The 13692-nt window shown below is 59.5% G+C and carries 11 protein-coding genes and 2 pseudogenes; 4 read left to right on the top strand and 9 right to left on the bottom strand.

Annotation, left to right across the window (positions count from 1 at the left end):
* Positions 1-31: 31 nt before the first annotated feature.
* From CKW23_RS08075 to CKW23_RS27200, 3 genes and pseudogenes are all read right to left on the bottom strand, one after another.
* Entirely contained in the window at positions 32-1207 is a 1176-nt protein-coding gene (locus CKW23_RS08075; protein ID WP_095067363.1) for a murein transglycosylase A, read from the bottom strand.
* 113 nt (positions 1208-1320) lie between these two features.
* A pseudogene (locus CKW23_RS27205) lies at positions 1321-1755 on the bottom strand (methyl-accepting chemotaxis protein); the annotation flags it as partial.
* Positions 1756-1905: 150 nt separating this feature from the next.
* Positions 1906-2544: pseudogene (locus CKW23_RS27200) on the bottom strand (PAS domain-containing protein); the annotation flags it as partial.
* A gap of 340 nt (positions 2545-2884) precedes the next feature.
* On the opposite strand from CKW23_RS27200, the gene CKW23_RS08065 reads away from it, so the two are divergent.
* Positions 2885-3844, top strand: a complete 960-nt coding sequence (locus CKW23_RS08065; RefSeq protein WP_095067361.1) for a GDP-mannose 4,6-dehydratase — start codon at positions 2885-2887, stop codon at positions 3842-3844.
* Between the two features lie 38 nt (positions 3845-3882).
* Here the strand turns inward: CKW23_RS08065 and gmd are convergent, their stop codons facing one another.
* Positions 3883-4929 carry a GDP-mannose 4,6-dehydratase gene (gmd, locus tag CKW23_RS08060; RefSeq protein WP_025257911.1) on the bottom strand — a complete coding sequence of 349 codons (1047 nt, stop codon included), beginning with the start codon at positions 4927-4929 and terminating at the stop codon, positions 3883-3885.
* Between the two features lie 257 nt (positions 4930-5186).
* On the bottom strand, positions 5187-5966 hold the full coding sequence (locus tag CKW23_RS08055; protein ID WP_025257912.1) for an exodeoxyribonuclease III: 780 nt from the start codon (positions 5964-5966) through the stop codon (positions 5187-5189).
* Between the two features lie 82 nt (positions 5967-6048).
* On the opposite strand from CKW23_RS08055, the gene pyrE reads away from it, so the two are divergent.
* Together pyrE and CKW23_RS08045 are read left to right on the top strand one after the other, a co-directional pair.
* Positions 6049-6690: an orotate phosphoribosyltransferase gene (gene pyrE, locus CKW23_RS08050; protein WP_095067392.1), complete on the top strand. Its 642-nt coding sequence runs from the start codon at positions 6049-6051 to the stop codon at positions 6688-6690.
* A gap of 33 nt (positions 6691-6723) precedes the next feature.
* Positions 6724-7320, top strand: coding sequence for a DUF4124 domain-containing protein (locus tag CKW23_RS08045; protein ID WP_095067391.1), 597 nt, complete (start codon positions 6724-6726; stop codon positions 7318-7320).
* Between the two features lie 289 nt (positions 7321-7609).
* Here CKW23_RS08045 and argB read toward each other — a convergent pair whose 3' ends face one another.
* The 4 genes from argB to coaBC are packed head-to-tail and all read right to left on the bottom strand — an operon-like array spanning position 7610 to position 12842.
* A complete protein-coding gene (argB, locus tag CKW23_RS08040) occupies positions 7610-8515 on the bottom strand; it encodes an acetylglutamate kinase (RefSeq protein ID WP_025257915.1) in 906 nt (301 codons plus the stop codon).
* 29 nt (positions 8516-8544) lie between these two features.
* Positions 8545-11115 carry a phosphomannomutase/phosphoglucomutase gene (locus tag CKW23_RS27195; RefSeq protein ID WP_025257916.1) on the bottom strand — a complete coding sequence of 857 codons (2571 nt, stop codon included), beginning with the start codon at positions 11113-11115 and terminating at the stop codon, positions 8545-8547.
* 56 nt (positions 11116-11171) lie between these two features.
* Complete coding sequence (gene dut, locus CKW23_RS08030; RefSeq protein ID WP_025257917.1) at positions 11172-11627, bottom strand: dUTP diphosphatase; 456 nt, start codon at positions 11625-11627, stop codon at positions 11172-11174.
* A 6-nt stretch (positions 11628-11633) separates the two neighbouring features.
* Positions 11634-12842 carry a bifunctional phosphopantothenoylcysteine decarboxylase/phosphopantothenate--cysteine ligase CoaBC gene (gene coaBC, locus CKW23_RS08025; RefSeq protein WP_025257918.1) on the bottom strand — a complete coding sequence of 403 codons (1209 nt, stop codon included), beginning with the start codon at positions 12840-12842 and terminating at the stop codon, positions 11634-11636.
* Positions 12843-12976: 134 nt separating this feature from the next.
* Here coaBC and radC point away from each other — a divergent pair, with 134 nt between their 5' ends.
* Entirely contained in the window at positions 12977-13651 is a 675-nt protein-coding gene (gene radC, locus CKW23_RS08020; protein ID WP_025257919.1) for a DNA repair protein RadC, read from the top strand.
* Positions 13652-13692 lie beyond the last annotated feature (41 nt).

Genomic DNA, 13692 nt, shown 5'->3' with positions numbered 1-13692 from the left:
CTTCACGCCACGGCCTGTACTGCGCAGAAGCCTACTTCTGCGCAGGCTCGCCATCCTGAGGCAAGGGCTTGTCCTTGGGCCACAGGAGCCAGATATTGCCCTTTTGCTTCATGTCTCCGGCCAGATGCCCGGCTGCTTCCCCCGTGCCCCAGAACAGATCGGCGCGCACTTCCCCGGCAATGGCACCACCGGTGTCCTGAGCCGCCACTGGCCGAACCAGGCTGCTGCCGTCAGGGCGTGTGGTCGACAGCCAGAGCAGACTGCCCAGTGGAATCACTTTGCGGTCGATGGCCACGCTGTAACCGGCGGTCAGCGGCACGTTCAGTGAACCTCTTGGTCCTTCGTTGCTGTCCGGGTTGCGGGTGAAGAACACATAACTGGGGTTGCTGGCCAGCAGCTCGGGAACCCGCAGCGGGTTGGCCTTGGCCCAGGCGGCAATGGTGCCCATGGTTACGTCTTCTTTCTTCAACTCGCCCTGCTCCACCAGCCAGCGGCCAATGGCGCGGTAAGGACGACCGTTCTGATCGGCGTATGCCAGGCGCGCTTGCGTACCGTCTGGCAGGTTCACCCGTCCGGAGCCCTGGATCTGCAGGAATTGCAGATCCATCGGGTCGGTCAGCCAGGCGATCACGGGCGCATTCAGTCCTTTATCGTTGATGGTCGCGGCGTCGTCATAAGGCTTGAGCACTCGTCCTTCAAGCCGTCCACGCAGGCGCTTGCCCTTGAGCTCGGGATAGATACTGTCCAGATTGACCACGATCAGATCATCGGGAATGCCATAGACCGGGACCGAAGCCTGAGCGGTCTGTTTCAGGCTGCCTTGATAGATGGGTTCGTAGTAGCCGGTAATCAGGCCGTCGGCGCTGCCGCTGTCGTTGCGCAGGCTGTAGACCTGCAGATTGGCATGCAGAAAGGCGCGGATATCCGTCGCGCTGGCATCTGCGGCCAGACTGGCTGCTGCGCTGCAGGTGCCGCCCCAGACCGGATCGGCCTTGAGTCGGGTGCACGCGCTGCGCCATGAGCCGAAGCCTGCCTGCAAGTCACTGTCAGTAACGGCTGGCAGAGCTTCCCATGTGGCCTTGTTGTAAGAGGTATGAGGTGGAGTGGTCTTGGTCGGCTTCTCGGAGACATCACATGCAGTAAGCAGCAAGGCCAGCGGTGCAACCAGCGCCAGACCTTTGCGCCATTGTCTGGAAAACAGAGTCATCGGGGGACTTTCCTTCGGGCTGCCCGATGCTTCGGCATGCGGGCAGCGTCATGATCTAAAGGAAGCCATTGTGGCTCAAGTCCGTTTCTGTATCGAGTTACTCTGTTATTACCTTATTTCAATTGATTTGCGAACTGCCCGACTGCTCCGACCACCTGCTTGGCACCTTCCTGAATCTCGACAATCACCGAGCCTGCTTCGTTGGCCAGCGCCAGGCCCTGCTCGGCCTGCTCTCGACTGTTGACCATTCCGCGAACGGCTTCATCGGCCAGGGTCTGGTTCTGCTGCACGACGCTGACGATTTCCTCGGTAGCCGCGCTGGTGCGCCCCGCCAGTTGCCGCACTTCGTCGGCCACCACCGCAAACCCGCGACCCTGCTCCCCGGCCCGGGCAGCTTCGATGGCCGCGTTGAGTGCCAGCAGGTTGGTCTGCTGGGCGATACCGCCGATGGTCTGCACGATGGAGCTGATCAACAGCGATTGCTTGCCGAGCGCTTCAATGCCCGATGAGGCCGATTGCAGTTCATCGGAGATTTTGTGCATTGTCTGGACGGTGTTCTGAACCACCGCTGCCCCCCGCTGGGCGCTGACGTCGGTCTGTTGAGAAATCTCGAAGGCGATACTGGCGGCCTTGCTGACCTCTTCCTCACGCAACACCTGATCCGTCACGACGGTGGCGAACTTCACGATCTTGTAGAGTTTGCCTTGGGCATCGTGAACCGGGTTATAGGTTGCTTCCAGCCACACGACCCGGCCAGCGCTGTCCAGACGCTTGAAGCGCCCGGCCACGAACTCGCCGCGGTTCAGGGTGGCCCAGAAATCCTTGTACTGACTCGATGAGCTCTCGTGCGGGTCGCAGAACATGCTGTGATGTTTGCCCTTGATCTGCCCCAGGTTGTAACCCATGCCCCGCATGAACTGGTCATTGGCAACCAGCACGTGACCGCCCAGATCGAACTCGATCACAGCGGTGGAACGCAGCAATGCCTGGATGAAGGCCGAGTTTTCGGCGGCCGTCTCGACGGTCTGGGTGATGTCCGAGCCGTAGCACTTGATTTCCAGAAGCTTGCCGCTCTCATCCATGATCGGTTGCCACATGGCGCGAATCCACGCCAGGCTGCCGTCAGCCCGCAGAAAACGGTAGCTGTCGAAAGCCGACTCACCTTTTTGCACCGCAGCCACCAGGTTGCGGTAGCAGTCGAGCTGTTTGACGTAGGCCGGTATCAACTGGTCCATGTTGCGCCCCACCAGTTGCTCGGCGGAATAGCCCAACATTTTGAGAAAGTTAGTGTTGGCGTTGGTAATACGATAGTTGGCATCCACTGTTATGGACACCATTCGGGCGTCCATACCCCGTTGCATCTGTCTATACATCGATAACTCGGCTTGTTGCGCCTGTAATTCCTTTTTCAAGCTGGTATTGAACATAGGGGCTACACCAACAGTGATGGATATTCAGTGCTATCGACTGAAAGCGTAGAAGGGTTAATGCTCTTCGTCAGGTGACAGTGGGAAAAATTTCGGGCTGAACTCGGGCAGTAAAAAAAGCTCTGATAGTGACCCGCGAGTCCCATTTCAGGACAAAGCCGGATACTCGGGCTAGCCTGCTTGCAACGGCTCCAGAAAGCCTGTCTTTCAAGCTCCAATGCTTGCCAAAAGCCACTGAGGAAGCTCCACGATGCAGCGCATCCTGATCACCGGCGCCAACGGTTTCGTTGGGAAGATTCTATGTGAGAGCCTGCAGAGCGCCGGTCATCACGTGATTGCCCTGATAGGCAACACTTCGCCTGCGCCCTCCCATGCCGACCAGTACCTGCAATGCGATATTCGCGATGCCGAGGCTCTGGAGCAGGCAATTGCCGAAGCTGCGCCCACCCATGTCGTGCACCTGGCTGCCATTACCCATGTGCCGACCAGCTTCAAGGAGCCGCTGCTGACCTGGCAAACCAACGTCATGGGCAGCGTCAACCTGCTCCAGGCCTTGCAGAACAAGGCGCCCAAGGCATTTGTGCTGTTCGTCAGCTCTTCGGAGGTCTACGGCGGCAGCTTCAAACAGGCGATTCCCCTGACGGAAAGCAGCCCGTGCCAGCCGCTCAATCCTTACGCCGCCAGCAAACTGGCTGCCGAGGCCGCGGTCAACGAGTACTTCCGCCAAGGCCAGCCGGGCATTATCGTGCGCCCTTTCAATCATATCGGCGCACAACAGTCGCCCGACTTTGCCACGGCGTCCTTTGCCCGCCAGATCGCGCTTGTCGAAGCCGGCGAGCAGGCGCCGTTATTGAAGGTGGGAAACCTGCAGGCCGAACGCGATTTTCTTGATGTGCGGGATGTCTGCAACGCCTACATCGCGCTGCTGCAACTGGCCGACAGGGATGGCGACTATCCGCGCTGCTTCAATATCTGCAGCGGTCAGCCGCGCAAGATGCAGACGATGCTCGACCTGCTGCTGGCCATGAGTTCCAGAGACATTGAAGTGGGTGAAGATCCAGAGCGCATGCGCCCTTCGGATATCCCCAGCGCAGTCGGCGATAACTCGGCCATCCGCAATGCCATCGGCTGGCAACCCGGTATCGACCTTCAGGAAACCCTCGCCGCGCTGCTGGATTACTGGCGTGCCGAGGTAAAAGCGGCTCGCTGAGGACCGAATGCCAAGGCACTCGGGGGCGTCAGGATCGATCAGAACGAAGTGCCGTTCTTGTTGCGCTTCAGATCGGTTTCCACCATCAACTGGCAGAGTTGTTCCAGGTTGGTACTGGCTTGCCAGCCCAGCACTCGTTTGGCCTTTTCAGGGTTGCCGATCAGCAGTTCGACTTCTGCCGGGCGATAGAACTTCGGGTTGACCCGGATCACGGTCTTGCCGGTGCGGGTGTCGATGCCGTGCTCGTTATCGGCGCTGCCTTTCCAGTCCAGATGGATATCGACGGCCTTGAACGCCATGGACACGAAGTCGCGAACGGTTTCAGTGCGATTGGTGGCCAGCACGAAAGTGTCCGGCTCGTCGGCCTGCAACATGCGCCACATGCCTTCGACATATTCCTTGGCGAAGCCCCAGTCCCGTTTGGCGTCCATGTTCCCCAGCTCAAGCACGTCCTGCATGCCCAGGGAAATACGCGCCACGGCATCGGTGATCTTGCGGGTCACGAACTCTTTGCCGCGCAACGGAGATTCGTGGTTGAACAGAATGCCGCTCGCACCAAAGATGCCGTAGGACTCGCGATAGTTGATGGTCATCCAGTGCGCATACAGCTTGGCCACGCCATAAGGGCTGCGCGGGTAAAACGATGTTTCTTCGACTTGCGGAACCTGCTGCACCTTGCCGAACATCTCCGAGGTCGAGGCCTGGTAGAAGCGGATCTTCGGGTTGACGATGCGGATGGCTTCCAGCAGGTTGACTGCGCCAAGCCCGGTAATTTCGGCGGTGGTCAGCGGCTGGTCGAAAGAAACCCCCACAAAGCTCTGGGCTGCAAGGTTGTAGACTTGTGTCGGTTCGGCTTTTTGCAGGAGGCGAATGCTTGCGCTCAGATCCGTAAGGTCATGCTCGACCAGATGCAGATTGGGATGGTTAGTGACTCCAAGCTCCTCAAGCCGCCAGAAGGTGACTGAGCTGGTACGACGATAGGTACCGTAGACCTTGTAGCCTTTTTCCAGCAGCAATTGAGTCAGATAGGCGCCATCCTGGCCCGTGATGCCTGTGATGATGACGGATTCTTTCGGTGCATTCATGTCTGGTTTCCGGTCTGGGAGGCTGGTCCTGCTGTGTTGCATAGCCATGTGTTCATGCTCTCGGCGATACCTGCCATTCCTGCACAACAGGTTTTAGCCAAACTGAAGTCACTACTATAGATCGGAATTGGAACCGCACGCGGGCGTTGTGGAGTATCCAGTTATTACGCACAAGAAAAATGCCCGTATCTTGCGATACGGGCATTTTCTCTATCGACCTGCAACGGCCCGGTTTTCATGGGGACCGGGTGGCCGGATCAGATCGTCAGGGTCCAGTCGTAGTCCACGATCAGCGGCGCATGCTGCGAGAAGCGTGGCTGACGCGGCAAGCGAGCACTGCGCACGAAGCGACGCAGACCCGGCGTCAGGATCTGATAGTCGAAGCGCCAGCCCAGATTCAGCATCTCGGCCTGTTCGCTGTCAGGCCACCAGCTGTACTGATCGCCTTCGCGGTTGACTTCGCGCAGGGCATCGACATAACCCATGGTGCCGACAATCTCGTCCATCCAGGCACGTTCCGGTGCCAGGAAGCCGGGAGATTGCTGGCTGTCACGCCAGTTCTTGATGTCGAGCTTCTGCTGCGCCACATAGAACGAGCCACAGTAGATGTATTCGCGACGCTTGCGGCGTTGCTTGTCCATGTACTTGGCGAAGTCGTCCATGAGCTTGAATTTCTGATTCAAGTCTTCGTCCCCGTTCATTCCCGACGGGAAAAGCAGGGTTGCAATACTGACTTTATCGAAATCTGCTTGCAGGTAGCGCCCGTAGCGGTCGGCTGTTTCAAAGCCCAGGCCGCTGATTACCGCCTTCGGTTGCAACCGCGAATACAGCGCCACGCCACCCTGGGCAGGAACTTCGGCTTCGCAGGCATAGAGGAAGTAGCCATCCAGCTGAAAAGCCGGATCATCCAGTTCAAAGGTGGAGGCGCGGGTGTCCTGTAGACAGATGACGTCGGCATTCTGCGCTTGCAGCCAACTGAGCAAACCACGCTCGACTGCCGCTTGAATGCCATTTACGTTCACACTGATGATCCGCATAAATGGCCCCAAAAATCACGTGCGTGTATGATACCCGAGCTCTACCTATTTAGCTAAATCCGTGGTATTCGGGGCTTTTTTCATGCAGGCGTATCAACGCGATTTCATTCGTTTTGCCATCGATCGCGGGGTTTTGCGCTTCGGTGAGTTCACTCTCAAGTCCGGGCGCACCAGTCCGTACTTCTTCAATGCCGGTCTGTTCAACAGCGGTTCGGCCCTGTCTCAGCTGGGGCGTTTCTACGCCGCGGCGGTGGTCGACAGCGGCATTTCCTTCGACGTCCTGTTCGGGCCAGCCTACAAGGGTATTCCCCTGGCAGCCGCGACAGCCGTGGCTCTGGCTGAACATCACGGCATCGATCTGCCCTGGTGCTTCAACCGCAAAGAGGCCAAGGCACACGGCGAAGGCGGCAGTCTGGTGGGTGCTCCGTTGACCGGCAATGTGCTGATCATCGACGACGTCATCACCGCTGGCACCGCGATTCGCGAGGTCATGCAGATCATCAAGGGCCAGGACGCGACAGCGGCCGGTGTCCTGATCGCCCTCAACCGCCAGGAGCGCGGCAATGGCGAGCTTTCGGCCATTCAGGAAGTCGAGCGTGACTTTGGAATTCCGGTGGTGAGCATCGTATCCCTGAATCAGGTTCTACAATTCCTTGCAGACGATCCTCAACTCAAGCAGCACTTGCCTGCGGTTGAAGCCTACAGGGCGCAATACGGGATCTGACAAGGGGCGTGTATGGCTGTCGCTCGTATCGACATGCGTCTGCTGAGTGTTCTGGCGCTGTGGCTGTCACTGGGTGTTTTTGCGCCCGTGACGGCTCATGCCGCCGATCCTGACGCGCTGTTCTATCGCTACATCGACAGCCGTGGCGTGACCGTCCTGGATCGCCAGGGTGTACCGCCGGAATATGTCGCCAAGGGTTACGAAGTGCTCAATGCCCGCGGGCGAGTGGTACAGACCGTCCCTCCCGCACCGACTGCCGAAGAAGTCCGCAAGGCGGCAGCCGACAAGCTTCAGGCCAATGCCGATGCGCAGTTGCTGAGCCTCTACAGCAGCGTCGAAGAGGTGGACCGTGTCAAGGCCCGCAGACTGGCCGAGCTGGATGCCTTGATCGGCGTGGCCCAAGGCAATATCCAGGGGCTCAACGCCCAGCAACGCAACCTGCAAAGCCAGGCTGCCGACCTTGAGCGCGCAGGCCGTCCCATCCCCCAGGTTCTCATCGATCAGTTGAACGACGTGCAGGACCAGCAACAACGAATCCAGGCCGATATCACCCGCTACCAGAGCGCCCGCGTACAGGCCGAGGCAAGCTTTGCCGAGGACCGGGCGAGGGTGGAGAAACTGCTCAGGTAATGTGGCGTCTGGCGTTTTCGCGAGCGCCGCCCGATTTGCACAGGGTAATGATCATTTAAGGCACAGACAAAACTTGTGGGAGGCAGCTTGCTGGCGAAAAAGGCCTTGAAGCCGGCAGATATTCTGCGGTTGTACGCCAAAGTCGCCAGCAAGCTGCCTCCCACAGTCCTCTGACGGACTTGCAACACTTAACGCAGACAGAGCCAATTCATTCGCGAATAGGTTATCCACAGCATAAAAAAAGCCCCGCCAACACAAGCTGGCAGGGCTTTGGTGTCGCTTTTCGCAATCAGTGACGCTTGCGATTGGTGATCAGCGTGCCGACGCCGCTGTCGGTGAAGATTTCCAGCAGGACGGCGTTGGGTACGCGGCCGTCGATGATGTGCGAGCTGTGAACGCCGCCCTGGACTGCTTCCAGTGCGCAGCGGATCTTGGGCAGCATGCCGCCGTAGATGGTGCCGTCGGCGATCAGGCTGTCTACCTGTTCGGTGGTCAGGCCGGTGAGGACTTCACCTTGCTTGTCCATCAGGCCGGCGATGTTGGTCAGCAGCATCAGTTTTTCGGCTTTGAGGGCTTCTGCAACCTTGCCGGCAACCAGGTCGGCGTTGATGTTGTAGGACTCGCCGTCCGGGCCGACACCGATAGGTGCGATGACCGGGATGAAGTCGCCTTTGACCAGCATGTTCAGCAGTTCGGTGTTGACGCCCACGACTTCGCCTACATGGCCGATGTCGATGATTTCAGGCTTGGTCATTTCCGGTGTCTGGCGGCTGACGGTGAGCTTGCGCGCACGAATCAGTTCAGCGTCCTTACCGGTCAGGCCAATCGCGCTGCCGCCATGACGGTTGATCAGGTTGACGATGTCCTTGTTGACCTGGCCGCCCAGGACCATTTCTACCACGTCCATGGTCTGGGCATCGGTGACGCGCATGCCATCGATGAAGTGACTCTCGATGGACAGGCGCTTGAGCAGATCACCGATCTGAGGACCGCCGCCGTGAACGACCACCGGGTTGATGCCTACCGCTTTCATCAGCACGATGTCGCGCGCGAAGCCGGTTTTCAGCTCCTCGCTCTCCATGGCGTTGCCGCCGTACTTGATTACCAGCGTCTTGCCGACGAAGCGGCGAATGTAAGGCAGCGCTTCGGATAGAACCTTGGCTACATTAGAGGCGGCATCACGGTCGAGGGTCATTCAGGGCTCCAGTCAACAGGAAAAAACAATCAGAACGGAAGTTTGAGATCCGGTGCAACTTTATTGATCTCGGCGTGGAAAACATCCTTGATACGCTGCAATTCGGCTTCGGTTTCAGCCTCGAAGCGCAATACCAGCACTGGCGTAGTATTGGAAGCACGTACCAGGCCCCAGCCGTTCGGATAGTCCACGCGCACACCGTCGATGCTGGTCAGTTTAGCGTCGCCCCACTGGGCGTCTTTCTCAAGGGCCTCAATGATGCTGAACTTGGTGACATCGGTCACCTTAATGTTGATCTCAGGCGTCGAAATGTCGTTCGGGAAGGTCTCGAACAGGTCTTCGGCGCTCTGGGATTCCTGGCTGAGGATTTCCAGCAGGCGCGCAGCGCTGTAGATACCGTCGTCGAAACCGAACCAGCGTTCCTTGAAGAAGATATGGCCGCTCATCTCGCCGGCGAGCAGCGCACCGCTCTTTTTCATCTCTTTCTTGATCAGGGAGTGGCCGGTTTTCCACATGACCGGACGACCACCGTGCTCGCTGATCAGCGGTGTCAGGCGGCGGGTGCATTTCACGTCGAAAATGATATCGGCACCCGGATTACGCTTCAGCACGTCCAGGGCAAAGAGCATCAGCAGGCGGTCGGGGTAGACCACATTGCCTTTGTTGGTCACCACGCCGACGCGGTCACCGTCGCCATCGAAGGCCAGGCCCAGGTCTGCGCCGGTTTCCTTGACCTTGGCGATGAGGTCTTCGAGGTTTTCCAGCTTGCCCGGATCCGGGTGGTGGTTGGGGAAGTTGCCGTCGACTTCCTCGAACAGGGAAATCACTTCACAACCCAGGGCTTCGATCAGTTGCGGGGCGATGACACCTGCAGCGCCGTTGCCGCAGTCGACCACGACTTTCAGCTTGCGGGCCATCACGATGTCGTTCTTGATCTGCTGGAAGTAGCGATCAAGGATGTCGACCTTGGTGATGCTGCCTTTCTGGGAAGTCAGGTTGTTGGTCTTGATGCGCTCATGCAGCGCCTGGATCTGCTCGTTGGCCAGGGTGTCGCCAGCGATGACGATCTTGAAACCGTTGTAGTCCTTGGGGTTGTGGCTACCGGTCAGCATGACGCCGGTCTTGCCAGCCAGCACATTGGCCGCATAGTAAAGCGCAGGGGTCGGCACGAGGCCTACATCGCTGACGTGGCAGCCGCTGTCGTGCAGGCCTTGAATCAGCTGTTGCACCAGTTCAGGACCGGAAAGGCGTCCGTCGCGCCCAACGCTGACGTTCGGTTCGTTCTGGGCCAGGCTTTCAGAGCCGATGGCCCGGCCGATCCAGTAAGCCGTTTCAGCATTGAGGGTATCCCCGACCACGCCGCGGATGTCATAGGCGCGGAAGATGTTGTCGGGAAGAGTTGGTGCCGTGGATTCTTGACTGCTCATAACTGGGGGATGCTCCGATCTCAGGAAGTCCTGGTTTTCGTCGAGAAGGTCGATATCAAGAATATCGGTATCTTGAAACAGCGGATCGGTCCATTGGGTGTCAGGTGCCGCGAATGGGGTCGAAACACTGTTTCTCGCACTGTTTGCGGTGTCCGCTTCCTCGCTCGCGACCAGATGTTGTGGGCCGCGAGGCGAAAAGCGTGCAAGGGTCTGAGCCAGGCTGTTGAGTGCTTCAAGGCTCAAACCGAAGGGTTTGACGGCTTTTCCGTCAGAGAGTTCTTGAAGCAACTGATTCAGTTGCCGGGCATCCTCGCCAATGCGCCGTTGCAGAGCCCTTTCATTAAAGTGCAGACCCAGTAATGCGCCAGTCAGAGCAATGATCGCCGCCAGTAGCAGGAGCAGCAGGGAAGGTGAAGCCGTCAGTGATGAGCCAGGGGTGAATTCGAGTTTCCAGTTGGCATGGCCGGTATCGAAACTTGTTGCCTTGCCGCCACCGGCGTCCCCGCGTTGCAGGAAGACCTGCTCCTGGCCGGTGCCGAATTGCTGGCTCAGGACGACTTTTCCGGCATCGGTAGGCATGGCGGGCAATGCGTTGATCAGGCGTTGCGGGTCGAACGCCAGCAGCAGGGTGCCAAGGACCGGTTGCGTCGGATCGGCCCGCACCGGCGCGGCGCTATAGATCACCCAGCGTTCGCCGAGTTTGCGGGCTTCGGGCGGTGCGACCTGGCCCTGGGCGGCGTCGTTCAGCATGTCCAGGGTCGCAAAGCTTACTGGCAGTGAGCCTTGCGGATCCACGTCATTCAGGCCCTTCGGGTCGATTCGGGCACCGATCAGGCCATCCCACTTGAGTTGCTGTTGCAGTGCCGCCAGTGCAGCGGTGTCCTTGTTTTGCAAGGCTTGTACGAGTGCGGCACCGGAGGCGGCGGCCTGGGTGTCGGCGCTCATCTGCTTGAGAGCCTGATCCACGGCCGAGGCCTGGCTGCTTCCCCAGGCTTGGGTAAGCGGGCTCTGCTGCTGGGGATTGCTCGACAGCGCCAGCCCTACCAGCACCGTTGCGCACAGCAGGCCGACGAGGGCAGGGATGAGGCCGGGAAGCAGGCCTTGCAGGCTGGCAGCCGGAAGCGGGTTGGCGGCGGTTACCGATTGCTTTGACACGTTTTGACTGCCTTTCACCCGACCTCTCCTGCGATTCGTCCTGAAACGGGATGATCTTCCTGAACAGCGAGCGATCAGTGGCTGCCGGAGTGACCGAAGCCACCAGCGCCACGCTGGCTTTCATCGAACTCTTCGACCAGCTCGAAGCGGGCCTGAACCACCGGTACCAGCACCAGTTGAGCGATGCGTTCGCCGATGGAGATCTTGAATGCCGTCTGCCCGCGGTTCCAGCAGGAGACCATCAGTTCGCCCTGGTAATCGGAGTCGATCAGGCCGACCAGATTGCCCAGCACGATGCCGTGTTTGTGACCCAGGCCCGAGCGCGGCAGGATCATGGCTGCCAGGCCCGGATCACCGATGTAGATCGACAGGCCGGTAGGGATCAGCAGCGTCTGGCCTGGTTCCAGAAGGGTGTCTTCCTTGAGCATGGCGCGCAGGTCAAGGCCGGCCGAGCCTTCTGTGGCGTAGGCTGGGAGCGGGAATTCGTTGCCGATGCGAGGGTCGAGGATCTTGGCTTGTAGAGCGTGCATTCGTAGTTAAACCTGATTCATGCGTTCTGCGATAAAAGTGATCAGCTGGCGGGCAATCTTGGCCTTGCTGGTCTGGGCGAAAAGCGTTGCGTGCAACGCCCGGTCGATCACGCTGCAGGCGTTTTCCTCGCTGTTGAAGCCGATGCTGGGGTTGGCCACATCGTTGGCGACGATCAGGTCGAGGTTCTTGTCCTTGAGCTTGCGTGCAGCATAGTCGAGCAGATGTTCGGTCTCGGCGGCGAAGCCGACACTGAAAGGGCGATCCGGGCGTGTGGCGATGGTGGCCAGGATGTCCGGGTTGCGGACCATCTGGAGCAGCAGGCCGTCGCCGTTGGCAGGATCTTTCTTGAGTTTGTGGGGCGCGATGACTTCCGGGCGGTAGTCGGCCACGGCTGCGGAGGCGATGAACAGGTCGCAGGGGATCGCGGCTTCACAGGCGGCCAGCATGTCGCGGGCGCTGACCACATCGATACGCGATACGCGATCCGGCGTTTGCAGGTTGACCGGGCCGGTAATCAGCGTGACACGGGCACCCGCTTCCACGGCGGCCTCGGCCAGGGCAAAGCCCATCTTGCCGGAGCTGTGGTTGGTGATGTAGCGCACCGGGTCGATGTTTTCCTGGGTCGGACCGGCGGTGATCAGCACATGCTTGCCGGTCAGGGTCAGGCGCTGGAAGCAGTCGGCAGCGCACTGGGCCAGGTCGTTGGCTTCGAGCATGCGTCCGAAACCCACGTCGCCACAGGCCTGGCTGCCGGACGCCGGGCCGAAGACGCGGAAACCGCGGTCTTCGAGCAGGCGGGTATTGGCCTGCACCGACTCGTCGCGCCACATGGCCTGGTTCATGGCCGGGGCAATGGCGACCGTTGCGTCGGTGGCCAGGACGATGGTGGTCAGCAGGTCATTGGCAATGCCTTGTGACAGACGAGCGATCAGGTCGGCCGTGGCCGGTGCCACGAGTATCAGATCCGCCCACTTGGCCAGCTCGATATGGCCCATCGCGGCCTCGGCAGCGGGGTCCAGCAGGTCCAGGTGTACGGGGTGCCCGGAAAGGGCCTGCATGGTCAGAGGAGTGATGAACTCGGCGCCACCCTTGGTCATGACGACACGCACTTCTGCGCCGTGATCGCGCAACCGGCGAACCAGTTCGGCGCTCTTGTAGGCTGCGATGCCGCCGCCGACGCCCAGAACGATGCGTTTTCGATACAGCCGCTGCATAGACCTGCCTTTTTGGTCGAGTGAGTACGCGACAGCGATGACGCCTCCCCAGGCCAGGTCGCTGCGCAAAAAAGATGGGCTAAGATAGCACAGCGACCGCACCGGAACAGCGGCGCCACACACATGGAGGTGCTATGAGTATTCGCAATTGGCCTGCGTCCGAACGCCCGCGTGAGCGTTTGCTGGAGTCGGGGGCGCAAAGCCTCTCCGACGCCGAGTTGTTAGCCATCTTTTTACGGACCGGCGTGGCCGGAAAAAGCGCTGTAGACCTGGCGCGTCATCTGTTGATTCAATTTGGCAGCCTGAGAGCGCTGCTGGAAAGCGATCTGGGCAGGTTCAGCTCGCATCTTGGGCTCGGGCCTGCGAAGTTTGCCCAGTTGCAGGCGGTCATGGAGATGTCGCGTCGGCACATGGCTGAAACATTGCGTCGCGATTCAATTCTCGAAAGCCCGACACAGGTGCGCAGGTATCTCAAGGCAATACTTCGCCAGGAACAGCATGAAGTGTTCGGCTGCCTGTTTCTCGACAGCAAGAATCGCGTCCTGACGTTCGAGATCCTGTTTCACGGGACGATCAACGCCGCGTATGTGCATCCGCGACAGGTCGTCAAACGCGCCATGGTCCACAATGCCGCCAGCGTCATCCTGTGCCATAACCACCCTTCGGGCGTCACCGATCCCAGCCATTCCGACATCGAGCTGACCAAACACCTGAAACAGACGCTGGCGTTGATCGATGTGCGGGTGCTGGACCATGTGATCATCGGCGATGGAGAACCGCTGTCGATGGTGGAGATGGGGCTGGTGTAGGGTTTGTTCGCGAATGAATTGGCACTCTGTGAGAGCGAATT

It is taken from the genome of Pseudomonas sp. Irchel 3A18 (genome assembly GCF_900187465.1).
In the GTDB taxonomy this organism is placed as follows: Bacteria; Pseudomonadota; Gammaproteobacteria; order Pseudomonadales; family Pseudomonadaceae; genus Aquipseudomonas; species Aquipseudomonas cichorii.
The sequence above is the reverse complement of the archived record's forward strand: the minus strand, read 5'-3'. Positions and strand labels throughout refer to the sequence as shown.

What these genes read in the sequence shown, in the direction of transcription:
- CKW23_RS08065 (WP_095067361.1), top strand. Translation starts at nt 2,885, where the DNA reads ATGCAGCGCATCCTGATCACCGGCGCCAACGGTTTCGTTGGGAAGATT.
- dut (WP_025257917.1), bottom strand. Translation starts at nt 11,627, where the DNA reads ATGCACGCTCTACAAGCCAAGATCCTCGACCCTCGCATCGGCAACGAA.
- coaBC (WP_025257918.1), bottom strand. Translation starts at nt 12,842, where the DNA reads ATGCAGCGGCTGTATCGAAAACGCATCGTTCTGGGCGTCGGCGGCGGC.
- CKW23_RS08045 (WP_095067391.1), top strand. Translation starts at nt 6,724, where the DNA reads ATGCGTCTGCTGAGTGTTCTGGCGCTGTGGCTGTCACTGGGTGTTTTT.
- pyrE (WP_095067392.1), top strand. Translation starts at nt 6,049, where the DNA reads ATGCAGGCGTATCAACGCGATTTCATTCGTTTTGCCATCGATCGCGGG.
- CKW23_RS08075 (WP_095067363.1), bottom strand. Translation starts at nt 1,207, where the DNA reads ATGACTCTGTTTTCCAGACAATGGCGCAAAGGTCTGGCGCTGGTTGCA.
- gmd (WP_025257911.1), bottom strand. Translation starts at nt 4,929, where the DNA reads ATGAATGCACCGAAAGAATCCGTCATCATCACAGGCATCACGGGCCAG.
- CKW23_RS08055 (WP_025257912.1), bottom strand. Translation starts at nt 5,966, where the DNA reads ATGCGGATCATCAGTGTGAACGTAAATGGCATTCAAGCGGCAGTCGAG.
- argB (WP_025257915.1), bottom strand. Translation starts at nt 8,515, where the DNA reads ATGACCCTCGACCGTGATGCCGCCTCTAATGTAGCCAAGGTTCTATCC.
- radC (WP_025257919.1), top strand. Translation starts at nt 12,977, where the DNA reads ATGAGTATTCGCAATTGGCCTGCGTCCGAACGCCCGCGTGAGCGTTTG.